General features: G+C 41.5%; 16 protein-coding genes and 1 pseudogene. 13 read left to right on the top strand and 4 right to left on the bottom strand.

Annotated elements, in window-relative coordinates; all coding sequences use genetic code 11:
- Nucleotides 1-17 precede the first annotated feature (17 nt).
- Both QM887_RS03050 and QM887_RS03045 read right to left on the bottom strand, forming a co-directional pair.
- Nucleotides 18-983: a LacI family DNA-binding transcriptional regulator gene (locus QM887_RS03050; RefSeq protein ID WP_414270424.1), complete on the bottom strand. Its 966-nt coding sequence runs from the start codon at nucleotides 981-983 to the stop codon at nucleotides 18-20.
- Nucleotides 964-2,418 (bottom strand): sucrose-6-phosphate hydrolase, encoded by a 1,455-nt coding sequence (locus QM887_RS03045; RefSeq protein ID WP_414270423.1) that lies wholly within the window; start codon nucleotides 2,416-2,418, stop codon nucleotides 964-966. The genes QM887_RS03050 and QM887_RS03045 overlap by 20 nt, the downstream gene beginning before the upstream one ends.
- Nucleotides 2,419-2,782: 364 nt before the next feature.
- On the opposite strand from QM887_RS03045, the gene QM887_RS03040 reads away from it, so the two are divergent.
- On the top strand, nucleotides 2,783-4,666 hold the full coding sequence (locus tag QM887_RS03040) for a sucrose-specific PTS transporter subunit IIBC (RefSeq protein ID WP_075228181.1): 1,884 nt from the start codon (nucleotides 2,783-2,785) through the stop codon (nucleotides 4,664-4,666).
- Between the two features lie 307 nt (nucleotides 4,667-4,973).
- On the top strand, nucleotides 4,974-5,861 hold the full coding sequence (gene scrK, locus QM887_RS03035; protein WP_414270422.1) for a fructokinase ScrK: 888 nt from the start codon (nucleotides 4,974-4,976) through the stop codon (nucleotides 5,859-5,861).
- A gap of 39 nt (nucleotides 5,862-5,900) precedes the next feature.
- Here the strand turns inward: scrK and QM887_RS03030 are convergent, their stop codons facing one another.
- A complete protein-coding gene (locus QM887_RS03030; RefSeq protein ID WP_414270421.1) occupies nucleotides 5,901-7,091 on the bottom strand; it encodes a cation diffusion facilitator family transporter in 1,191 nt (396 codons plus the stop codon).
- Between the two features lie 270 nt (nucleotides 7,092-7,361).
- On the opposite strand from QM887_RS03030, the gene QM887_RS03025 reads away from it, so the two are divergent.
- The 10 genes and pseudogenes from QM887_RS03025 (at nucleotide 7,362) to QM887_RS02980 (ending at nucleotide 20,215) form a co-directional block, all read left to right on the top strand.
- On the top strand, nucleotides 7,362-10,046 hold the full coding sequence (locus QM887_RS03025) for a cation-translocating P-type ATPase (RefSeq protein WP_414270420.1): 2,685 nt from the start codon (nucleotides 7,362-7,364) through the stop codon (nucleotides 10,044-10,046).
- Between the two features lie 260 nt (nucleotides 10,047-10,306).
- On the top strand, nucleotides 10,307-10,717 hold the full coding sequence (locus QM887_RS03020; protein ID WP_414270418.1) for a peptide deformylase: 411 nt from the start codon (nucleotides 10,307-10,309) through the stop codon (nucleotides 10,715-10,717).
- A 119-nt stretch (nucleotides 10,718-10,836) separates the two neighbouring features.
- On the top strand, nucleotides 10,837-11,001 hold the full coding sequence (locus QM887_RS03015) for a DUF3953 domain-containing protein (RefSeq protein ID WP_060956070.1): 165 nt from the start codon (nucleotides 10,837-10,839) through the stop codon (nucleotides 10,999-11,001).
- 79 nt (nucleotides 11,002-11,080) lie between these two features.
- On the top strand, nucleotides 11,081-11,803 hold the full coding sequence (yaaA, locus tag QM887_RS03010; RefSeq protein ID WP_414270416.1) for a peroxide stress protein YaaA: 723 nt from the start codon (nucleotides 11,081-11,083) through the stop codon (nucleotides 11,801-11,803).
- Between the two features lie 287 nt (nucleotides 11,804-12,090).
- Entirely contained in the window at nucleotides 12,091-13,377 is a 1,287-nt protein-coding gene (locus QM887_RS03005) for a homoserine dehydrogenase (protein WP_414270415.1), read from the top strand.
- A 1-nt stretch (nucleotide 13,378) separates the two neighbouring features.
- On the top strand, nucleotides 13,379-14,248 hold the full coding sequence (gene thrB / locus QM887_RS03000) for a homoserine kinase (RefSeq protein ID WP_414270414.1): 870 nt from the start codon (nucleotides 13,379-13,381) through the stop codon (nucleotides 14,246-14,248).
- A gap of 124 nt (nucleotides 14,249-14,372) precedes the next feature.
- On the top strand, nucleotides 14,373-15,311 hold the full coding sequence (gene msrB, locus QM887_RS02995) for a peptide-methionine (R)-S-oxide reductase MsrB (protein WP_414270412.1): 939 nt from the start codon (nucleotides 14,373-14,375) through the stop codon (nucleotides 15,309-15,311).
- Between the two features lie 49 nt (nucleotides 15,312-15,360).
- A pseudogene (locus QM887_RS02990) lies at nucleotides 15,361-17,085 on the top strand (ABC transporter ATP-binding protein).
- Nucleotide 17,086: 1 nt separating this feature from the next.
- Nucleotides 17,087-18,835 carry an ABC transporter ATP-binding protein gene (locus tag QM887_RS02985; protein WP_414270411.1) on the top strand — a complete coding sequence of 583 codons (1,749 nt, stop codon included), beginning with the start codon at nucleotides 17,087-17,089 and terminating at the stop codon, nucleotides 18,833-18,835.
- Between the two features lie 120 nt (nucleotides 18,836-18,955).
- Nucleotides 18,956-20,215 carry a TRZ/ATZ family protein gene (locus QM887_RS02980; protein ID WP_414270409.1) on the top strand — a complete coding sequence of 420 codons (1,260 nt, stop codon included), beginning with the start codon at nucleotides 18,956-18,958 and terminating at the stop codon, nucleotides 20,213-20,215.
- A gap of 334 nt (nucleotides 20,216-20,549) precedes the next feature.
- Here the strand turns inward: QM887_RS02980 and QM887_RS02975 are convergent, their stop codons facing one another.
- On the bottom strand, nucleotides 20,550-22,028 hold the full coding sequence (locus QM887_RS02975; RefSeq protein ID WP_000789695.1) for an oligosaccharide flippase family protein: 1,479 nt from the start codon (nucleotides 22,026-22,028) through the stop codon (nucleotides 20,550-20,552).
- A gap of 124 nt (nucleotides 22,029-22,152) precedes the next feature.
- Between QM887_RS02975 and mecA the strand changes: the two genes are divergently transcribed.
- Nucleotides 22,153-22,887 (top strand): adaptor protein MecA, encoded by a 735-nt coding sequence (mecA, locus tag QM887_RS02970; protein WP_223140036.1) that lies wholly within the window; start codon nucleotides 22,153-22,155, stop codon nucleotides 22,885-22,887.
- The last annotated feature ends 209 nt before the right edge of the window (nucleotides 22,888-23,096 follow it).

Raw genomic sequence — 23,096 nt, 5'->3', positions numbered from 1 at the left:
GTCTGAGTTTTTTGTGCTTAAATACTTTTACCTGGTAAAAGGGAGACTGGCAAGAAATAACCAGTAGTAGCAACCTCTTTGCCTTCAATTTTTTGTAAGAGCAAATCAACTGTTAGGCGAGCAATTTCTTCTAAAGGTTGTTTAATGGTAGTAAGGTGAGGATAGAAATTCTCGATAAAATAAGTTCCATCATAGCCGATTACCTTGAGTTGGTCAGGTACAGAAATCCCCAGTTCTTGAGCAATCTTGATAATGAGGATGGCTGTCAAATCATCCGATGCAAAGATAGCATCGGGTTTTTGTTTTGTCAAGATATTTTTAATCTCCATCTCCTTTCGAAGAGGAGAATAATCACTGGACACATTGATAATTGGAGCTTTTGGCAGGATAGAGGCAAATCCAGCGTGGCGAAGCCCAGTTGGAGAGTTGGAGTTATCATTTCCTGTAATCATGATGATAGACTTGGCTCCAGACTTTTCTAATGTTTGAGCTGCCAACACTCCACCAGCATAGTTGTCAGAGGAAACAACAGGGATGTCTGGTGCCAGGTTCCGGTCAAAAGAGATGATAGGAGCAGTCACTCGATTGTAGTCCTCAATTCCAAGGTTGTGACTTCCCGAAATGATACCGTCCACCTGATTGGCTTCTAGCATTTCGATGTATTCACGCTCTTTTTCTGAATCATGCTCACTATTACAGATGATGGTCTTATAACCTTTTTTGAAGAGTTCGTGCTCCAGTTTATCAATCAATTCAGCATAGAAAACATGGCTGATTTTCGGGAAAATCAAGCCGATTAGTTTAGCAGACTTACCTTGGAGACTGCGAGCTAGGTTGTTGGGTTTATACCCCAATTCACGCATGGCATCCTTAACTTTTTGAATGGTTTTTTCTGACAGGTAGCCTTTTTTATTGATAACGCGTGAGACAGTGGTTGGGCTGACGCCTGCTAGTTCTGCGACATCAGTTAGTTTTGCGACCATATTCTAATTCGTAGTAAGTTCCAGTTGGGTTTCCAGATTTGATAAGGATTCCATTTTGATTCTTATCTGGGAAGACACGACCAGAAAATACCTTTTCTCCTTTATTGATGAAAATTTCAAAGACTGAGTTGTCGATGAAGATATTAACAGTAGTTGCTTGATTAGTAACTGAGCAAGAGCGAGTAGTTCCAAATTCTTGAGCATATTGCTCACCTGCTTGACTACGATCAACGGTTACTTGGCCATTGACAATGTCAAAATTGATAGATAGCCCCTTGCCGTCTTTATCAGCAAGAAGGACGATTTCGCTTTGGCTATTGGCTTCTAAGTTCAGTTCAAGTTCGTAGGTGTTTTTAGTTTCAGAACGATTTGAAAATTCCTCTTTTGAAGCTCGGAGGTCTTGGATAGCAGCTACAGGATACTGATAGAGTTTTCCATCTTTAATGGTAAGTTCCTTGACCAATGAGAAAGTTCCTTGGTGATCAAAACGGTCAGATGGATAAGACACATCAGGTAGACCAAGCCAACTAACAGCAAGTGCACGTCCATCAGGCGCATTGAAGGCTTGAGTAGCGTATGCTTCGAAACCATAGTCTAGATTGTGTAGTTCAGACACATCTACCAAACGAGCATTTTCAGGATCGAAGGAAGCACCAATTTTATACATATTTGGATAGATATTGTCATAGTCAAGGACCTTTTTGTCCAAACCTTGTGGACAGTAGAGAAGGACAGGTTGTTCTCCGACAAAGACAAGATTCGGGCACTCCATCATATAGGCAGTACGGTCGTTGTTGAAGTCCAAATCACCAACTTCTTGCCAGTTTGTATAATCATTATCGACAGCTTTGTAGAGACGGACAAAACCTTTTTTCTCCAAGTCTTGACCACCAACGATAGCGTAGTATTGGCCTTTAAAGTTAAAAATTTGTGGATCGCGGAAGTGGTCAGTAGCATCAGCAGGTTGATCAATTAAGATTTTGTCAATCTTTTCAACCTTTCCATCCTTGTCGACCAAGGCACCAATCTGATAAGGGTGGCGAATCCAATTTTCATCGCGAACATTTCCTGTATAAAATAAGAACAATTGATCACCAAACTGCATAGCAGATCCTGAGTAAGCACCGTGGCTATCTAGTTTTGTATCAGGCAAGATTTTAACCCCAGTTTCAGTAAAGTGAACTAAGTCATCACTTTCAAGCTGCACCCAAGATTTCAAACCATGAGCTGCACCGAAGGGGAAGTTCTGATAAAAGACAACCCACTTGCCATCGAAATAAGAAAAGCCGTTTGGATCATTGAGAAGACCTTGCTTGGGTTCGACGTGATAGGCAACATGCCATGGTGACTGCGCCATCTTTTCTTGGATTTCTTTTCTTTCTTCTTGTGTCCAATCTTCATAACGTCTGTAGCGACGTTCAGTTGTCCATTCCATTTATATTCCCTCCATAAATTCTACTATCTTTATAGTAAACGTTTCCTTATAAAAAAGCAAGTCTTTTATTATAAAATTAAGAAAAAAATGTCAAACGATTGACAGAATACTGAGGTGGGATTTTATGAAAAATAATGAAATTATGAAAGAATTTGAAAATTTAAAAGTAAAAACCTTGAGTTTATAGGGTGTTTATTGCTGTATTGATGAAAAAAATAGCAAAAACAATCAAAAAATAAAAATTAGCAAAATTTTTTCTGCAAAACGCTTGACATATTTTTTAAACGTGATAGAATAATATTCGTAGGGCGGATAAAATCGCTTTCAAACATTTTACAAATTTTTTATAAGGAGATTTTTGCAAATGACGAATACAGAAATTGCAAAAAAAGTCATCGAGGCCTTAGGTGGACGTGAGAACGTTAATAGTGTAGCTCACTGTGCGACTCGTCTTCGCGTTATGGTTAAAGATGAAGCGAAAATTAACAAAGATGCTATCGAGAGCTTGGAAAAAGTTCAAGGTGCTTTCTTTAACTCAGGTCAATACCAAATCATCTTTGGTACTGGTACAGTAAACAAGATGTACGATGAAGTCGTAGCTCTTGGTTTGCCAACTTCAACAAAAGCTGAAATGAAAGCAGAAGCTGCTAAACAAGGAAATTGGTTTCAACGTGCCATCCGTACTTTCGGTGACGTCTTCGTACCAATCATTCCAGTTATCGTAGCGACTGGTCTCTTCATGGGTGTTCGTGGTCTCTTGACTGCTCTCGGAATGACACTTCCACAAGATGTGACAACTTACACTCAAATCTTGACTGACACAGCCTTTATCATCTTGCCAGGATTGGTTGTTTGGTCAACCTTCCGTGTATTCGGTGGTAACCCAGCCGTTGGTATCGTCCTTGGTATGATGCTCGTATCTGGCTCACTTCCAAATGCCTGGGCTGTTGCTTCTGGTGGTGAAGTAACTGCAATGCAGTTCTTCGGATTTATCCCAGTTGTAGGTTTGCAAGGTTCAGTTCTTCCAGCCTTCATCATCGGGGTTGTCGGAGCTAAATTTGAAAAAGCTGTTCGTAAAGTTGTTCCAGACGTTCTTGACCTCTTGGTGACACCATTCGTAACACTTTTGGTTATGTCAATTCTTGGTTTGTTTATTATCGGACCAGTCTTCCACGTTGTTGAAAACTACATTCTCATTGGAACTAAAGCAATTCTTAACTTGCCATTCGGACTAGGTGGTTTCTTGATTGGTGGAGTTCACCAATTAATCGTCGTATCAGGTGTTCACCACATCTTCAACTTGCTTGAAGTTCAATTGCTTGCTGCTGACCATGCTAACCCATTCAACGCTATCATCACAGCTGCCATGACTGCTCAAGGTGCTGCGACAGTAGCCGTTGGTGTGAAAACTAAAAATCCTAAACTTAAAACACTTGCTTTCCCTGCTGCTCTTTCTGCCTTCCTTGGTATTACAGAGCCTGCTATCTTCGGGGTTAACTTGCGTTTCCGTAAACCATTCTTCCTTTCATTGATCGCTGGTGCTATCGGTGGTGGATTGGCATCTATCCTTGGTCTTGCTGGTACTGGTAATGGTATCACTATCATCCCAGGTACAATGCTCTACATTGGTAACGGACAACTTCCACAATACCTTCTTATGGTAGCTGTATCATTTGCTCTTGGTTTTGCTCTTACTTACATGTTTGGTTATGAAGATGAAGCAGAAGTAGCTTCAGAAACTACAACTGAACGTTTGGTTGACGAAGCGGTAACTGGTACTGTTGTTGCTCCTAGCGAAGGTGTCATCCAAACTCCAATCGTTGGTGACGTTGTAGCTCTTGCTGATGTGAACGACCCAGTTTTCTCAAGTGGAGCTATGGGACAAGGAATCGCTGTGAAACCTAGTCAAGATGTTGTCTATGCACCAGCTGATGCTGAAGTGACAATCGTCTTCCCAACAGGGCATGCTTATGGTTTGAAAACAGCAAACGGAGCTGAAATCTTGATTCACGTTGGTATCGACACTGTTTCAATGAACGGTGAAGGATTTGACAAAAAAGTTTCCCAAGGTGAAAAGGTTAAAGCTGGAGATGTTCTTGGGACATTTGACTCAGCTAAGATTGCCGCTGCAGGACTTGATAACACAACTATGGTTATCGTGACAAACACTGCAGACTTTGCTTCAGTAAATCCAGTTGCTTCTGGATCAGTTGCTAAGGGTGATGCAGTCATCGAAGTTAAAGCTTAATACTCTTCGAAAATCAAATTCAAACTGCGTCATACTCGCTTTGCCGTATGTATGTGTTACTGACTTCGTCAGTTCTATCTACAACCTCAAAGCCGTGCTTTGAGCAATCCGCGGCTCGATTCCTAGTTTGTTCTTTGATTTTCATTGAGTACACTACTTTCGATTTAATAGATCAAAAAACGAACAAATGTCATGTTTGTTCGTTTTTGATTGAATGGTAAAATTTACAGAGGAAAATCTAAAATATTGAGCAATTTTCAGTCTGGAAATATGCTATAATAAAGAAAATAAATACAAGAGGTTAATCATGACAAAACTATACGGAAGTTTGGAAGCAGGCGGTACAAAATTTGTCTGTGCTGTCGGAGATGAAAACTATAACATTGTAGAAAAAGTACAATTTCCAACAACAACACCTATCGAAACTATCGATAAAACCATCGAGTTCTTCTCAAAATTTGATAATCTTGTGGGACTTGCCATTGGTTCATTTGGTCCAATCGATATCGATAAAAACTCAAAAACTTACGGGTTTATCACAACAACTCCAAAACCTAACTGGGCAAATGTAGACTTGCTCGGTGCTCTCCGTCGCGCTCTAAACGTGCCAATGTACTTCACGACAGACGTAAACAGTTCTGCATACGGTGAAGTGGTTGCTCGTAATAATGCAGGAGGTCGTATCGAAAACTTGGTTTATTACACTATCGGTACAGGTATCGGTGCAGGTGTTATCCAACGTGGCGAGTTTATTGGCGGTGTTGGTCACCCTGAGATGGGCCATTATTATGTGGCTAGACACCCAATGGATATTGAGAAAGAATTTAAAGGTGTTTGTCCTTTCCATAATGGATGTTTGGAAGGTTATGCAGCTGGTCCAAGTTTGGAAGCTCGTACAGGTGTTCGTGGGGAAAACATTGAACTCAACAACTCTGTCTGGGATGTTCAAGCCTACTACATTGCTCAAGCCGCAGTGAATGCGACTGTAACTTTCCGTCCAGATGTCATCGTCTTTGGTGGTGGGGTTATGGCTCAACAACATATGCTTGACCGCGTACGTGAGAAATTCACAGCCCTACTCAATGGCTACCTACCAGTTCCAGATGTACGTGACTATATCGTGACTCCAGCTGTTGCTGGCAATGGTTCAGCTACACTAGGAAACTTCGTTCTTGCTAAGAGCGTTGCAAAATAAACATGAAAAATGAGGTCGGGAATTATCCCGGCCTCATTTTTAGTCTTTTTCTTTTTTTGTTTCCTGATGGAAAATATTTTGCCAAGTTTCGTGACGGCGCCAGATGCTGGTATGAATGGTATCACCGACTTGGTAGCGGATGAGTTTAGTCTTTTGACTGATAGAGGTTAAATGAAGCTCCTTGATAGCAGAGGTCAGTTCTTTTTCAGTCTTATAGGCATCCTTGTCCAGTTCTTGTCCGTCCTGGCGGATATAAATGAAATCTTCTGCAAGTAACTCTTCCAGTTGATTTCCTTGGTCGATTAGTTGCTCTCTCATGAGCAATTTTTTATAGACATTATCTAGAATTTCATCCTCAGGGATTGGTGCTGGTTCGATATGAATGTCTGTATCAAAGACACCAAAGCGTTCTGATAACATGGATTCAACCTGGTCCGCAATTTCATGACTCTCATAAACAGAGAGATCTGGGTTCATTTCCAGAGTAATGTCCAGATAAATGTTGCTTCCGTAAGTACGACCGCGTTGAGATTTGACCTTGCTAATCTTAGGAATTTCCATGATAGCTTTTTGGTAATCTTCGAGCAAGTGTTCATCAAAACCATCAGAAAGGCTGAAGGATGACTCGATAAAGATATCATAAGCAGTTTTAAGAATAAAGAAGGTAATGATAATCGCAACCAACTTATCCACGATTGGATAGTTAAAGCTACTAGCCAGGATAGCAATAGATGTTCCAAGAGAAGTCACAGCATCTGACAAATTGTCCTTGGCTGCTGTCTTGAGAGCTTTGGACTTAGCTTGCTTGCTCAGATGGGTATTGTAGAGATAAACTGCAAACATGATGATAGCAGAGATGATTCCCAGAGTCGCCCCAAGTGGGTCAATGACCGTTTGTTCTCGGCTGAGTATTTTTTGGATGGTATCCCGTAGAACATCAAAGCCAACGTAAAACATGATGATGGAAGTGATGAGACTTGCCAAATCCTCTATTTTCCAGTGGCCGAAGCGATGATCTCTATCTGCTGGTTGGCGTGCTAAACGAATCCCTATTAGGAGGGCCACGTTTCCAACAATATCTGAAACGTTGTTAAAACCATCTGCTACCAAACTGGATGAATGGAGGAGGTGTCCGGTCGCTAGCTTAGCTGCAGATAAGAATAGATAGGTCAAGATGCTGATAATGGCACCACGCTCAGCTAATTTTAAGTTTGAAACCGATTGATTCATCTAACTCCCCTTCTAGCATTTTAGTATTCTTTCATTATACTGGTTTTCCAAGGAAAATTCAAATGGAGGAAGTAAGTTAAATACACCTCAAAACTTGAAAACTTTTGAAATTTTGATATAATAGAACTACTCAAGGGAGTAGCTGGCGGTTAACCGCGATAGTGTCGTCATTACGAATTATTTCCGGCACTATATTAAACAGCGAGACTTGTTTTTTTAAAAAACAGGTCTCTTTTTTTGTAAAAAGAGGCCAAAAAGGAGGAGACTGTTTTGTCAAAAGAACAAAATAAAGACTTGTTTTACACACAAACCTCAGAAGAAGTCCTAAAGAACTTGGACACATCTATCGAAGGTTTGTCAACTGCTCAAGCTCAAGAACGCTTAGCGACTTATGGTCGTAATGAGTTGGAAGAGGGTGAGAAACGTAGCCTACTAGCTAAATTCCTTGATCAATTTAAGGATTTGATGATTATCATCTTGCTTGCGGCAGCGGCACTTTCTGTGATTACAGAAGGAATGGACGGTTTAACAGATGCCATTATCATCTTGGCCGTTGTTGTCTTGAATGCTGCCTTTGGGGTTTACCAAGAAGGGCAAGCAGAAGCAGCCATTGAAGCTCTGAAAAATATGTCTAGCCCGATGGCCCGTGTTCGTCGTGATGGTCATGTTATTGAGATTGACTCGAAAGAATTGGTACCTGGAGATATCGTCTTGCTTGAAGCGGGAGATGTCGTGCCTGCAGATATGCGTTTGTTTGAAGCAGCTTCTCTAAAAATAGAAGAAGCAGCTCTTACAGGGGAGTCTGTCCCAGTTGAAAAAGATGTGACAGGACTTGTTGAAGCAGATGCTGGTATCGGGGATCGTGTTAACATGGGTTACCAAAACTCAAACGTAACATACGGTCGTGGTATTGGTGTCGTGACCAACACTGGTATGTATACAGAAGTTGGTAAGATTGCGGACATGTTGGCCAATGCAGATGAAACGGAAACACCGTTGAAGCAAAGCTTGGAACAATTATCTAAGGCCTTGACTTACTTAATCATTGTGATTGCAGTGATTACCTTCTTGGTTGGTGTCTTTGTTCGTGGAGAACATCCATTAGAAGGCTTGATGGTGGCGGTTGCTCTTGCAGTAGCGGCTATTCCAGAAGGGCTTCCTGCCATTGTAACCATCGTTCTATCTTTGGGAACTACAACCCTTGCAAAACGTAATTCGATTGTCCGTAAATTACCAGCGGTAGAAACACTTGGTTCAACAGAAATCATCGCATCTGATAAAACAGGTACTTTGACCATGAACCAAATGACGGTTGAAAAAGTTTATACCAACGGTCAATTGCAAAGCTCGGCATCTGAAATTGCTGCTAACAACAATACGCTACGTATCATGAACTTTGCCAATGACACCAAGGTGGATCCATCTGGTAAGTTGATTGGGGATCCTACGGAGACAGCTCTTGTACAGTTTGGTTTGGACCACAACTTTGATGTTCGTGAAGTCTTGAAGGATGAGCCACGTGTGGCTGAATTGCCATTTGACTCTGATCGTAAGCTCATGTCTACCATCCATAAGGAAGCAGACGGTTCTTACTTTATCGCTGTCAAGGGTGCGCCTGACCAACTGCTCAAGCGCGTGACTCGTATTGAAGTCAATGGGGAAGTTCGCCCAATCACAGAAGAAGATAAAAATGCCATCCTTGCTACCAACAAAGACTTGGCTAAACAAGCCCTTCGTGTCTTGATGATGGCTTATAAGACAAGTAACGAAATTCCAACCTTGGAATCTGAAATTGTTGAGTCTGACCTCATCTTCTCTGGTTTGGTCGGCATGATTGACCCTGAGCGTCCAGAAGCTGCAGAAGCTGTACGTGTCGCTAAAGAAGCAGGTATCCGTCCGATTATGATCACTGGTGACCACCAAGATACAGCGGAAGCTATCGCTAAACGTCTCGGTATCATCGATCCAAATGATACAGAAGACCATGTCTTCACGGGTGCTGAGTTGAATGAACTCACTGATGAAGAATTCCAAAAAGTCTTCAAGCAATACTCTGTTTATGCTCGTGTATCACCTGAGCACAAGGTTCGTATCGTGAAAGCTTGGCAAAATGAAGGCAAGGTTGTTGCCATGACAGGTGACGGGGTCAACGATGCACCATCACTTAAGACAGCGGATATTGGTATCGGTATGGGGATTACAGGTACAGAAGTTTCTAAGGGAGCTTCGGATATGGTCCTTGCTGATGATAACTTTGCAACCATTATCGTAGCGGTAGAAGAAGGACGTAAAGTCTTCTCAAATATCCAAAAATCCATCCAATACCTCTTGTCTGCTAATATGGCTGAGGTCTTCACCATCTTCTTTGCAACCTTGTTTGGTTGGGATGTGTTGCAACCAGTGCATCTTCTCTGGATTAACCTGGTAACAGATACACTACCAGCCATCGCCCTAGGTGTTGAACCAGCTGAACCAGGTGTCATGACCCACAAACCTCGTGGTCGTAAGTCTAACTTCTTTGATGGTGGTGTCTTCGGAGCAATCATTTATCAAGGAATCTTCCAAACCATGCTAGTTCTAGGTGTTTATGGTTGGGCTCTTCTTTTCCCAGAGCACCAAAGTCATACTGAAATCCATGCGGATGCCCTTACCATGGCTTTTGCAACTCTCGGTTTGATCCAATTGCTCCATGCCTTTAACGTTAAGTCGGTTTACCAATCGATCTTTAAAGTGGGACTCTTTACTAACAAGACCTTTAACTGGTCTATCCCAGTTGCCTTTGTCCTCTTTATGGTGACAATTTTGGTTCCTGGATTTAATAATCTCTTCCACGTGTCACACTTGAGCTTGACTCAATGGGTGGTGGTCGCTGTAGGAGCGCTTATGATTGTAGTCCTTGTTGAGATTGTAAAAGCAGTCCAACGAGCACTTGGAAAAGATAAAAACGCTATTTAAGCATTATGAAAGTCATCTTCGGATGGCTTTTTGTTTTCATGTAAAGATAAACTGACATAATACTCAATGAAAATCAAAGAGTAAACTAGGAAGAGAGCTGCAGGTTGCTCAAAACACCGTTTTGAGGTTGTGGATAGAAACTGACGAAGTCAGTAACACATATACGGCAAGGTGAAGCTGACGTGGTTTAAATTTGATTTTCGAAGAGTATAATTTTGTGCTATAATCAAGTAGACTGATATGGTATGGAGGAAAGAATCTTGGAAAAGAAAATTGTAAAAGATATCTTGTTTTTGTCGCAGGTATCCCAGCCTGCTAGTCAGGAAGATTTACCCCTAGCAAAGGATTTGCAGGACACCTTACTGGCTAACCGAGAAATCTGTGTTGGACTAGCGGCTAATATGATTGGAGTACAAAAACGCGTCATTATTTTTAATATCGGAATGATTCCCATGGTTATGTTTAATCCAGTTCTCCATTCTTTTGAAGGGGCATACGAAACAGAGGAAGGTTGTTTGTCTTTGACGGGTGTAAGACCGACAACTAGGTATGAAAAAATTACAGTAAGCTACAGAGACATCCATTGGCAAGAGCAAACCATTACCCTGACAGGATTTCCTGCTCAGATTTGTCAGCATGAATTGGATCATTTGGAAGGGATTATCATATAGGCTTTGTATCCCAGATCAGGGTACATCCTTCAAGCTTAAGGAAACAACCTCGTTTTTCTTGCACTCTTGTTTGAAATTTGTGATAATGAAAGAAAGAATAATAAATGGAGGACAGTCAAATGGGATTTTATCTGATGATTGGTTCGATGTTGCTTGGTCTTTTCGCTTTGAAGATAGGATTTTCTCATCTAAAGGAGAAAAAGGTTACTCTTTCATCTATCTTGACAAGCTGCCTTGGGACAGCACTAGTTCTCTTTGCGATCTGGTTAGGATTGCCAAAATAAGGAAAGAAGCCTCGGTATTCACCGAGGTTTTTAGGTGCAAATCCTTGGTAGTCCTAAAAAAATATGCTACACTAACATTATGAAAATTCTAATCCCAACTGCAAAAGAAATGAACACCGAAATTCCTAGATTAGAGGCTAAACCATTGCGTCCTGAAAGTCAGGCTGTAGTGGATGAATTAGCGATATATTCTGCCCAAGAGCTGGAGAGTTTTTACAAAATATCTGCCGAAAAAGCGCAAGAGGAGTATGACCATATCCAGGCCTTGAAAAATGAAACTGCGACAAACTATCCAGCCTTGCACCTCTTTGATGGACTCATGTATCGCAACATCAAACGGGACGATCTCACTAAGGAGGAGCAAACCTATCTGGAAAAACACCTCATGATAACGTCAGCTCTCTATGGTGTGATTCCAGCCTTTGAACCGATTGCGCCTCACAGACTGGACTTTTTGATGAAACTCAAAGTCGCTGGGAAAAGCCTAAAAAATCATTGGCAGGAGGCCTATGAAGAGTCGATGAAGAGTGAAGAACTAATCTTTTCTCTCTTGTCTTCGGAGTTTGAAACTGTCTTCCCTAAAGAAATCCGTGAGAAAATGGTGACCTTTAAGTTTATGGAAGACAGAGATGGGAAACTAAAAATCCATTCAACCATTTCGAAAAAAGCTAGAGGCGCCTTCTTAACAGCTTTGACGGAAAATCAGATAACTTCAGTTGAAGAGATTAAAAAGCTCAACTTTGCGGGTTTCAATTATCGAGAAGACTTGTCTAGTGATAAGGAATTGGCTTTTGTAAAATAGATAGAAAATAGAGAGAGTGGGACAGAAATCGGTAATTCGTTAGAATTCGATTTCGTCGTCCCACCTCCGCACAGTTGAGTAGGGCTGTAAAAGCTGATGAAATCAGCGTAGTTAGAGCCCACTCAACCACTGCGTCTTGCTCGACAATCCATAGACAAATGAGAGGCTAGGACTTTTGTCCCAGCCCTTTTTTGTGATTTGGTGCTCCTATTTTTAGTTTAGAATGGTAGGAATTTTCTCACAATTTTGGTATAATAGGACTATTAGAAAATTTCGAGGAGACAAACATGTCAGTTAAGATTGCTTTACTTGGATTTGGTACAGTAGCCAGTGGTGTGCCATTCTTGCTAAAGGAAAATAGAGAAAAAATTGTTCAAGCAGCCCAGTCAGAAATTGAAGTAGCTAAAGTTTTGGTCAAAGACGATCAAGAGAAAGCCCGCTTGCTTGAAGCAGGAAATGAATTTAATTTTGTAACAAATATCGATGAAATCTTGTCAGACAAAGACATCACGATCGTTGTTGAGTTGATGGGGCGTATCGAACCTGCTAAAACCTTTATCACTCGTGCCTTAGAAGCAGGTAAACATGTCGTGACAGCCAACAAGGACCTTTTGGCAGTTCATGGTGCAGAATTGCTTGAGGTAGCCAAAGCTCACAATGTTGCCCTATACTATGAAGCAGCAGTTGCTGGAGGAATCCCAATTCTTCGTACCTTGGTCAACTCACTAGCATCAGATAAAATCACACGTGTTCTTGGTGTTGTCAACGGAACATCTAACTTCATGATGACCAAAATGGTAACAGAAGGTTGGTCTTATGAAGATGCTTTGGCAGAAGCCCAACGACTTGGCTTTGCTGAAAGCGACCCTACCAATGACGTTGATGGGATTGATGCAGCCTACAAGATGGTCATCCTCAGTCAGTTCGCCTTTGGGATGAATGTCAAGTTTGAAGATGTGGGTCACCAAGGGATTCGCAACATCACTCCAGAAGATGTAGCAGTAGCTCAAGAACTTGGTTATGTTGTAAAACTAGTTGGTTCTATCGAAGAAACGGCTTCTGGTATTGCTGCTGAGGTTACGCCAACCTTCCTTCCTAAAGCACATCCACTTGCAAGTGTTAATGGTGTTATGAATGCTGTCTTTGTGGAGTCTATCGGTATTGGCGAGTCTATGTATTATGGACCAGGTGCTGGTCAAAAACCAACTGCAACAAGTGTTGTGGCTGATATTGCCCGCATCGTTCGTCGTCTGAATGATGGAACAATTGGAAAAGCCTTTAATGAATACAGCCGTCCAGTAGTCTTGGCTAAGCCAGAAGATGTCAAAGCTAACTACTATTTCTCAATCTTGGCTCCAGATTCAAAAGGACAAGTCTTGAAATTGGCTGAACTCTTTAATGCAGAAGATATTTCCTTCAAGCAAATCCTTCAAGATGGTAAGCAAGAGGGCAAGGCTCGTGTTGTCATCATCACTCATAAAATCAACAAGGCGCAACTTGAAAATATTACAGCAGCTTTGAAGGGTGTAGCTGAGTTTGAACTTCTCAACACCTTCAAGGTTTTAGGAGACTAAGATGAAGATTATTGTACCTGCTACAAGTGCCAATGTGGGTCCTGGCTTTGACTCGGTTGGTGTAGCTGTAACTAAGTATCTAGAAATTCAGGTTTGTGAGGAACGTGAAGAATGGATGATTGAGCACCAATTAGGCAAATGGATTCCACGTGACGAGCGTAATCTTTTGCTGAAGATTGCTCTACAAATTGTTCCAGATCTACAACCAAGACGTTTGAAGATGGTTAGCGATATTCCACTTGCGCGTGGACTAGGTTCTTCTAGTTCTGTCATCGTTGCAGGAATTGAATTGGCAAATCAACTAGGAAATCTCAAACTAAGCAAACATGAAAAATTACAATTGGCGACTAAGATTGAAGGGCATCCTGATAATGTTGCGCCAGCTATCTATGGTAATCTGGTCATTGCAAGCTCAGTCGAAGGTCAGGTTTCAGCTGTTGTGGCGCCTTTCCCAGAGTGTGCTTTCCTAGCTTATATTCCAAACTATGAATTGCGAACTCGAGATAGTCGTGGTGTCTTGCCTAAGAAACTATCTTACAAGGAAGCTGTTGCGGCAAGTTCTATCGCCAATGTGGCTATCGCATCCCTACTGACTGGAGATATGGTCAAAGCAGGCCAGGCTATCGAGAGTGACCTCTTCCATGAGCGTTACCGTCAAGAACTGGTGAGAGAATTTGCAACGATCAAGAAAGTTGCCAAGAGAAATGGTGCTTATGCGACCTACCTCTCTGGTGCTGGTCCGACTGTTATGGTCTTGGCTGATCCTGACAAGATGCCTAAGATTAAGGCTGAGCTTGAAAAGCAACCTTTCAAAGGCAAGCTTCATGAGTTGCAAGTAGATACACAAGGCGTTCGCGTTGAAGCAAAATAAACATAGCAATAGGATGGGGAAACTCTCTATTAGAGGGCTTCCTGTCCTTTTTTTGAAAATGAAACATGGGATATGAAATGATTCCCAGTTTTGTCGACCGACAGATGGTCAAGGAGGATTTGAAATGGCAGAAATATATTTAGCAGGTGGTTGTTTTTGGGGCTTGGAAGAATACTTTTCACGTGTTTCTGGAGTGCTGCAAACAAGTGTTGGTTATGCTAATGGTCAAGTAGAAACTACTAATTATCAATTAATTAAAGAAACAGATCATGCCGAGACTGTGCAAGTTATTTATGATGAAAAGGCGGTCTCGCTCCGTGAGATTTTACTCTATTATTTCCGAGTTATCGATCCCCTTTCTGTCAACCAACAAGGGAATGACCGTGGTCGTCAATACCGCACAGGGATTTATTACAAAGATGAAGAGGATTTACCGACTATCAATACAGTAGTTCGTGAACAAGAACTACTCATCGGTCGTAAAATTGCAGTGGAAGTGGAGAAGCTTCGCCACTATATCTTAGCTGAAGACTATCACCAAGACTACCTCAAGAAAAATCCTGGTGGCTATTGCCACATTGATGTGAGAGATGCTGAGAAACCACTGATAGATGCCGCCAACTATGAAAAACCGAGTCAGGCAGTTTTACGAGAACAACTGTCTGAAGAGTCCTATAGAGTCACGCAAGAGGCAGCGACGGAAGCTCCCTTTAGCAATGCTTATGACCAAACTTTTGAGGAAGGAATTTATGTCGATATCACGACTGGTGAGCCCCTCTTCTTTGCCAAGGATAAGTTTGCCTCAGGCTGTGGTTGGCCAAGTTTTAGCCGTCCTATTTCCAAGGAACTCATTCATTACTACCAGGACTTGAGTCACGGTATGGAGCGTATCGAAGTCCGTTCACGTTTAGGGAATGCTCATTTGGGGCACGTCTTCACAGATGGCCCTCGTGAACTGGGTGGTCTCCGTTACTGTATCAATTCTGCATCCTTACGTTTTATCGCTAAGGATGAAATGGAAGAAGCTGGCTACGGCTACCTGCTTCCATATTTGAATAAGTAAAAAGATGGTGGTTTTTCCACCTTCTTCATTTTGGAAATAGAAGGGACACATGAAACAATTACTTTCTTACTTTAAACCCTACCTCAAGGAGTCATTTCTAGCGCCCTTGTTTAAGCTGCTAGAAGCTGTTTTTGAACTCTTGGTTCCCATGGTGATAGCAGGGATTGTTGACCAATCTATCCCTCAAAAAGATCAGGGTCACCTCTGGATGCAAATGGGGCTCCTCTTTGTTTTTGCAGTTATCGGTGTTCTGGTAGCTTTGGTAGCTCAGTTTTACTCAGCCAAGGCAGCAGTTGGCTTTACCAAGGAGTTGACCAACGACCTCTATCGTCATATTCTCTCGCTCCCCAAGGATAGCAGAGACCGTTTGACGACTTCGAGTTTGGTGACGCGTTTGACTTCAGATACCTATCAGATTCAGACAGGGATCAATCAATTCTTACGCTTATTTTTAAGGGCGCCTATTATTGTTTTCGGTGCCATTTTCATGGCTTATCGCCTCTCGCCTGAATTGACCTTCTGGTTCTTGGTCATGGTTGCCATTTTGACCTTTGTCATTGTCGTGTTATCACGCTTGGTCAATCCTCTTTATAGCATTTTGAGAAAGAAAACAGATCAGCTGGTTCAGGAAACGCGCCAACAACTACAAGGGATGCGAGTGATTCGTGCCTTTGGCTAAGAAAAACGAGAAATCGAGAACTTCCAAGTACTCAATCAAGTCTATACAGCTATCCAAATGAAAACAGGCTACTGGTCCAGTCTCTTGCCCCCCTTAACCTATTTGATCGTCAATGGAACTTTGCTGGTGATTATCTGGAATGGTTATATTTCTATCCAAGGGGGTTGGCTCAGTCAAGGTGCCTTGATTGCCTTAATCAACTATCTCCTGCAAATCTTGGTAGAATTGATAAAATTGGCCATGCTCATCAATTCACTCAACCAGTCTTATATTTCTGCCAAGCGGATTAATGAAGTTTTCGCTGAAAAGCCTGAAGATATACTGGCAGAAATTGCTCAAAAAGAAACTTCCTCGAACCAGTCCTTACGAGTTGAACACTTGAGCTTTACCTACCCAGATGCTGCTCAACCATCCTTGCGAAATCTTTCTTTTGCTATGCAACAAGGACAAATTCTTGGAATCATCGGGGGGACTGGTTCTGGTAAGTCAAGTTTGGTACAGGTCCTACTTGGCCTTTATACGGCAGATAAGGGAAGCATTTCCCTTTATCGAGATGGACGTAGTCCTCGCAATCTTTCTGAATGGCGGTCCTGGATGGCTTATGTTTCTCAAAAGGTTGAACTCTTTAAAGGGACTATTCGTTCCAACTTGACTTTGGGTATGGAAGACCCTATCTCTGACCAAGAACTCTGGCAGGCTTTGGAAATTGCTCAAGCCAAGGACTTTGTCAGTGACAAGGAAGGCCAGCTGGACGCAGAGGTTCAAGCAGGCGGTCGTAATTTCTCAGGTGGGCAAAAGCAACGTTTATCGATTGCCCGGGCAGTCTTGCGTCGAGCACCATTCCTCATCTTGGATGATGCGACTTCGGCTCTTGATACCATTACTGAGTCCAATCTTCTGAAGGCTGTTCAAGATAACCTACCTGACACTAGCTTGATCTTGATTTCCCAACGAACTTCAACCTTGAAGATTGCAGATCAGATTCTTCTTTTAGAGAAAGGGGAGCAATTAGCACTTGGAAATCATGAGGAATTGATGGAGACTAGCCAAGTCTATCGTGAAATCAATGCATCCCAACATGGAAAGGAGGACTAGAATGAAAGGCAAACATGCAAGTCAAACCCTTAAACGATTAGCAAAAGATTTAGCTGGCCATCCCATCCTTCTTTTCCTGGCTTTCTTGGGTACCATTGCTCAGGTAGCCCTATCAATCTATCTACCAATCTTGATAGGACAGGTGATTGACCAAGTCCTAGTCGATGGTTCATCCCAGCTATTTTGGCAGATTTTCCTCCAGATGATTTTGGTGGTCATAGGAAATACGCTGGTACAATGGGCCAATCCTCTCCTCTATAATCGACTGATTTTCTCCTATACCAGAGATTTGCGCGAAAAAATCATTGAAAAGCTCCATCGTCTTCCGATTGCCCTTGTAGATAGACAAGGTAGTGGGGAAATGGTCAGCCGTGTAACGACAGATATCGAGCAGTTGGCAGCGGGTATGAATATGATTTTCAACCAATTTTTCATAGGAGTTTTGATGATTTTGGTCAGCATCCTTGCTATGCTCCAAATCCATCTATTGATGACTCTCTTGGTTCTGCTCTTAACACCTCTATCTATGGTCATTTCACGCTTTATCGCTAAGAAATCCTACCATCTCTTTCAAAAGCAGACAGAGACTAGGGGGATTCAGACTCAGTTGATAGAAGAATCGCTCACCCAACAGAACATTATCCAGTCCTTCAATGCTCAGGAAGAATTTATCGAGAGACTTCATGAGGCAAATGACAACTACGCAGGTTATTCTCAGTCGGCTATCTTTTATTCATCGACAGTCAATCCTTCCACCCGTTTTGTCAATGCCCTTATTTATGCACTACTAGCTGGTGTTGGAGCCTTGCGCATCATGGCGGGTTCTACTTTGACGGTTGGGCGTTTAGTGACCTTTTTGAACTATGTGCAGCAGTATACCAAGCCTTTTAACGATATTTCATCAGTCTTAGCCGAGTTGCAAAGCGCCTTAGCTTGTGCAGAACGTGTTTATGCTGTTCTAAAAAGTCCAGAGGTTACAGAGACTGGTCTTAAAGAATTGAATAGCGATCAAGTCAAGGGAGCTATTTCCTTTAAACATGTTTCTTTTGGCTACAATCCTGAAAAGATCTTGATTAAAGACTTGTCTATTGATATTCCAGCTGGTAGTAAGGTTGCTATTGTAGGGCCAACGGGTGCTGGTAAGTCAACCCTTATCAATCTCCTCATGCGATTTTATCCTATTAACTCCGGAGATATTTTGCTAGACGGTCGCTCGATTTATGATTATACCCGAGCATCATTGAGACAGCAGTTTGGGATGGTACTCCAAGAAACTTGGCTCAAGCAGGGAACCATTCATGACAATATTGCCTTTGGCAATCCTGATGCTAGTCGAGAACAGGTCATTGCAGCAGCCAAGGCAGCAAATGCGGATTTCTTTATCCAACAATTGCCACAGGGATATGATACCAAGATTGAAAATGCAGGGGAATCCTTGTCTGTTGGTCAAGCTCAGCTTTTGACCATTGCCCGCGTCTTTCTAGCCATTCCTAAGATTCTAATCTTAGACGAGGCGACTTCATCCATCGATACCCGGACAGAGGTATTGGTTCAGGATGCCTTTGCCAAACTCATGAAGGGACGGACAAGCTTTATCATTGCCCACCGTTTATCGACCATTCAAGATGCTGATTTGATTCTTGTCTTGGTCGATGGAGATATTGTCGAATATGGCAATCATGAGGAACTCATGGCGAGAAAAGGCAAATACTATCAAATGCAGCAAGCAGCAGCTTTTAGCCCAGAATAAATGGGAAAGCCATTATAATGCCTATGAACAAACAAGAAAAGTTGCCTTCGGGTGACTTTTTTGTTACAATAGCTAGAAAAATTATCTGGTATGAAAGCTAATTTAGAAAAGGAGCCTAGTATGAAAGTCTTTCAGCATGTAAATATCGTGACTTGTGACCAAGATTTCCACGTCTACCTGGATGGGATTTTAGCTATTAAAGAATCCCAAATCGTCTATGTCGGCCAGAAAAATCAAGAAATTCTTAAACAAGCAGATCAAATCATAGACTATCAGGGTGCCTGGATCATGCCTGGCTTGGTTAACTGCCATACCCACTCTGCCATGACAGGTTTGAGAGGCATTCGTGACGATAGTAATCTTCATGAATGGCTCAATGACTATATCTGGCCAGCTGAAGCTGAATTTACTTCTGAGATGACCACAAAGGCCGTCAAAGAGGCTCTGACTGAAATGCTCTTATCAGGAACGACAACCTTCAATGACATGTATAATCCTAATGGAGTGGATATAGCTAAGATTTATGAGGTAGTCAAGGCTTCCAAGATGCGTTGCTATTTCTCTCCAACCCTCTTTTCTTCAGAACTGGAGACGACAGATGAGACCATAGTCAGAACTCGTGCTGTCATCGGGACAATCAAAAGCTATCAGGATCCCAATTTCAAGGTTATGGTGGCTCCTCATTCGCCCTACAGTTGTAGCCGAGAATTGCTGGAAGCTAGCTTAGAACTAGCAAAAGAAGAAGACATTCCCCTTCATATCCATGTAGCTGAGACCCAGGAAGAGTCAGGCATTATCCTGAAACGTTATGGCAGAAGACCAATAGCCTTTCTAGATGAACTTGGGTATTTAGATCATCAGGCTGTATTTGCTCACGGTGTTGAGTTAAATGAAGCAGAAATTACCCGCTTGGCAGATTCGCAAGTTGCTATCGCCCACAATCCTATCAGTAACCTCAAACTAGCTTCGGGGATTGCACCAGTTGTCCAACTTCAAAAGGCTGGAGTACCAGTCGGTATCGCAACGGACTCAGTTGCTTCTAATAATAATCTCGATATGTTTGAGGAAGGACGCACCGCAGCCCTTTTACAGAAAATGAAGAGTGGAGATGCCAGTCAATTTCCAATCGAGACTGCCCTCAAGACACTGACCATCGAGGGTGCTAAGGTATTGGGAATGGAAGATGAGATTGGTAGTCTAGAAGTCGGTAAGCAAGCTGATTTTCTCGTCATCCAACCGCAAGAAAAAATCCATCTTCAACCCCAAGAAAACATGCTGTCTCACCTCGTTTATGCCGTGAAATCCAGTGATGTTGATGACGTCTACATTGCAGGAGAGCAAGTCGTGAGAGCTGGGAAGGTACTAACAGTAGATTTGTAAGTGATACTCTTTCTAATTTTTTAAAGCTGGGTCAGCGTTGTCTTGACCTAGTTTAGTATAACGTGTTCATTGAGTGAGTATTTATTGTCCATGATGCTCTTGGATGCATAGAAAAGAGAGTGGGACAGAAATCGGTAATTCGTTAGAATTCGATTTCGTAGTCCCACCTCCGCACAGTTGAGTAGGGCTGTAAAAGCTGATGAAATCAGCGTAGTAGAGCCCACTCAACCACTGCGTCTTGCTCGACAATCCAAAGACAATTGAGAGGCTAGGACTTTTGTCCCAGCCTCTTTTGTTGTATCATATTTAATTTGAACATTTTTGAGAGGGACCTCTATCCTCTTTTAATCTTAGAACGAACTAAGTCAAGCGCATAATGAAGTGTTTTATCTTTGATAATAAAGAGGGTGATAGCGTAATAGATGCCACAAGCTGCGATTGTAGAAAGAACCATGCTAATCATCTTCATCGTAACTTCATAGCTATGAACTTGGAAGAGGGTTTTAAAAACATAATAAATTGGGATGAAACCAAGTGACACGATTGTGTAGCGAGCCAAGGTTGTAAAAATCTCTTTCAAATCCAATAGTTTGTGCTTCTGAATAAAGCGGATTTCTAGTAGAACTACGATTGATTCAGCTATAATGGTTGTTCCAATGTAGTATTCAGGACTAAAGATATTATTGAAAAGGAGTAGAGAGTTTAGGACTACATTGACACCGCCACCGATAAAGTAAAAGGCAGTCAAACGATTTTCATGGTCATTAATAAAGATAATCTGTTTTCCAAGGATTAATTCGATAGCCCAGATAATGGTACGAAAGGCAAAGATACTCGTTACGATTCCCGCTTCTAGATATTTCTCAGAAGAGTAGATAACTGTAGCATAGGTTCCCAAAACCATAATACCAATACTGGTAGGAACCATGAGGAAGTAAAAGAGGGATGCGCCCTGATTGACCAAATTTTTATAAGAAGTAAAATCTTTTTTTCCTAGATAATAACCAAGTCGTGGGATGCTGACGTTGATAGCTCCACTGAGGACACTAGCAATCAGCATAACGATACTGGAGGCGATGGTGTAGTAGGAGATGAAGTTCTCATCAGGTCCTTTAGTGATGAACATACGGTCTAGCAAGGTATAGAGCATATTAGCATTTGCTAGAAGGAGCATGGTTAAGAGAGGTTTAGATGACTTGAGAAGTTCGATGAACTCAATCTTGACAAAGGAGACCTCTCGTTTAATCCAGAGGAAGCTGAGCAGATAGTTGATAATGGTTGTCGCACTCATGATTGTGGCATAAGGGACGATATCATCAGGCGTCTTGACGAAGGCAAAGATAGCCACTAACATTCCAATACGAATCACTAGTGTTTTATAAAGGATAAAAGAATAATTCTCGTAGGCTTCATTCATCCACTCGATATTCAGAAATTGAAAGAGTGCTTGGATTCCAAGGATATAGTAAAGGATTTTCAGATTGACAATACTAGTATCAAAATGAATAAAGAGGAAATAGATAGCTGTTGTCAGAATTGAAGTAATCAGGGAAATATAGAATAACTTAGAAAAGACATAATTGATCTTATTCTTATCATCCTTAACCTTACTGATAGCTCGAATCCCATAATTGTAAATCCCAAAGGCAGCTAGTGGGATGACAAAGCTCGCCCAGGTATTGGCAGTGTTGAAGTAACCGTAATTGGATTTACTAAGAATCCGCGTTAGATAGGGATTAGTAATCAAAGGAAAAACGATATTTAAGATATTGACCAGCAAGCTAGCCAAAGCATTAACTTTTATATTTTTCATGAAATTTTCTTTCTTATATTCTAAAATAGATACTAGTATTATATCACATTCCAACGCCATTCTTTTGATAAAATCTGTGAAATCTTGTATAATAGATAGAACTGAAAGTATGAGGTTACGAACTATGAAAATGAAACAAATCAGTGATACGACATTAAAGATCACCATGTCTTTAGAAGATTTGATGGATCGAGGGATGGAAATCGCAGACTTTCTCGTTCCGCAAGAGAAAACAGAAGAATTTTTCTACGCAATTTTGGATGAACTAGAAATGCCAGACAGTTTCTTGGACACAGGCATGCTTAGCTTCCGAGTGACTCCAAAGCCTGACAAGGTGGATGTCTTTGTAACTAAGTCAAAGATTGACCAAAATTTGGACTTTGAAGATTTGGCAGATCTTCCTGATATGGATGAGTTAGCTAAAATGTCTCCAGATGAGTTTTTGAAAACCTTGGAGAAAACCATGGCAGAAAAAACTAAAGACGATATTGAAGCTATTCAATCTTTAGAACAGGTTGAAAAGGAAGAGGAAGCAGCGCTTGATGAAGCCCTCGAAGAAGAAGGAAAAAGAGAACCTTATATCTACTACATCCTACGCTTTGACAACTTAACTAGTTTGGTTTCTTTTGCCAAAACAGTTACTTATCAAATGGAAACTTCAGAACTCTATAAGATGAATGACCAGTATTATCTGACAGTCTTAGTGGATGTAGAGGATCGACCAAATCTTTATCCAGCTTGGTTACTGGCTCGTATGCGAGAATTTGCGGATGATAGCGACATCAGCCGTTCGGTTCTACAAGAATATGGTCAAGTGCTCATCAATCACGATGCCGTCCAAGGACTCCAAAAGGTTTAATAGAGAAAAAGCAGGGAAGGAGAACTTCTCTGTTTTTGTTGTAAATTTAAGATTTTTGAAAATTTGGATTCAGTTTGTATTTAAAAATCTGTCATAGTATAATTTGAGAGTGAAATTAAAGGTTATGCATCCTTTCATGAAAGTTTTCTGAATGATTAAAGGTTAATACAAGGTAGAAAAAAAGTCCAAAAAATAGGGCAAAGTAGTAG

The organism is Streptococcus infantis (assembly GCF_047460875.1).
Lineage (GTDB): Bacteria > Bacillota > Bacilli > Lactobacillales > Streptococcaceae > Streptococcus > Streptococcus infantis_AA.
Note: the sequence above shows the minus strand (reverse complement) of the source record. Positions and strands in the feature narration are given on the sequence as shown.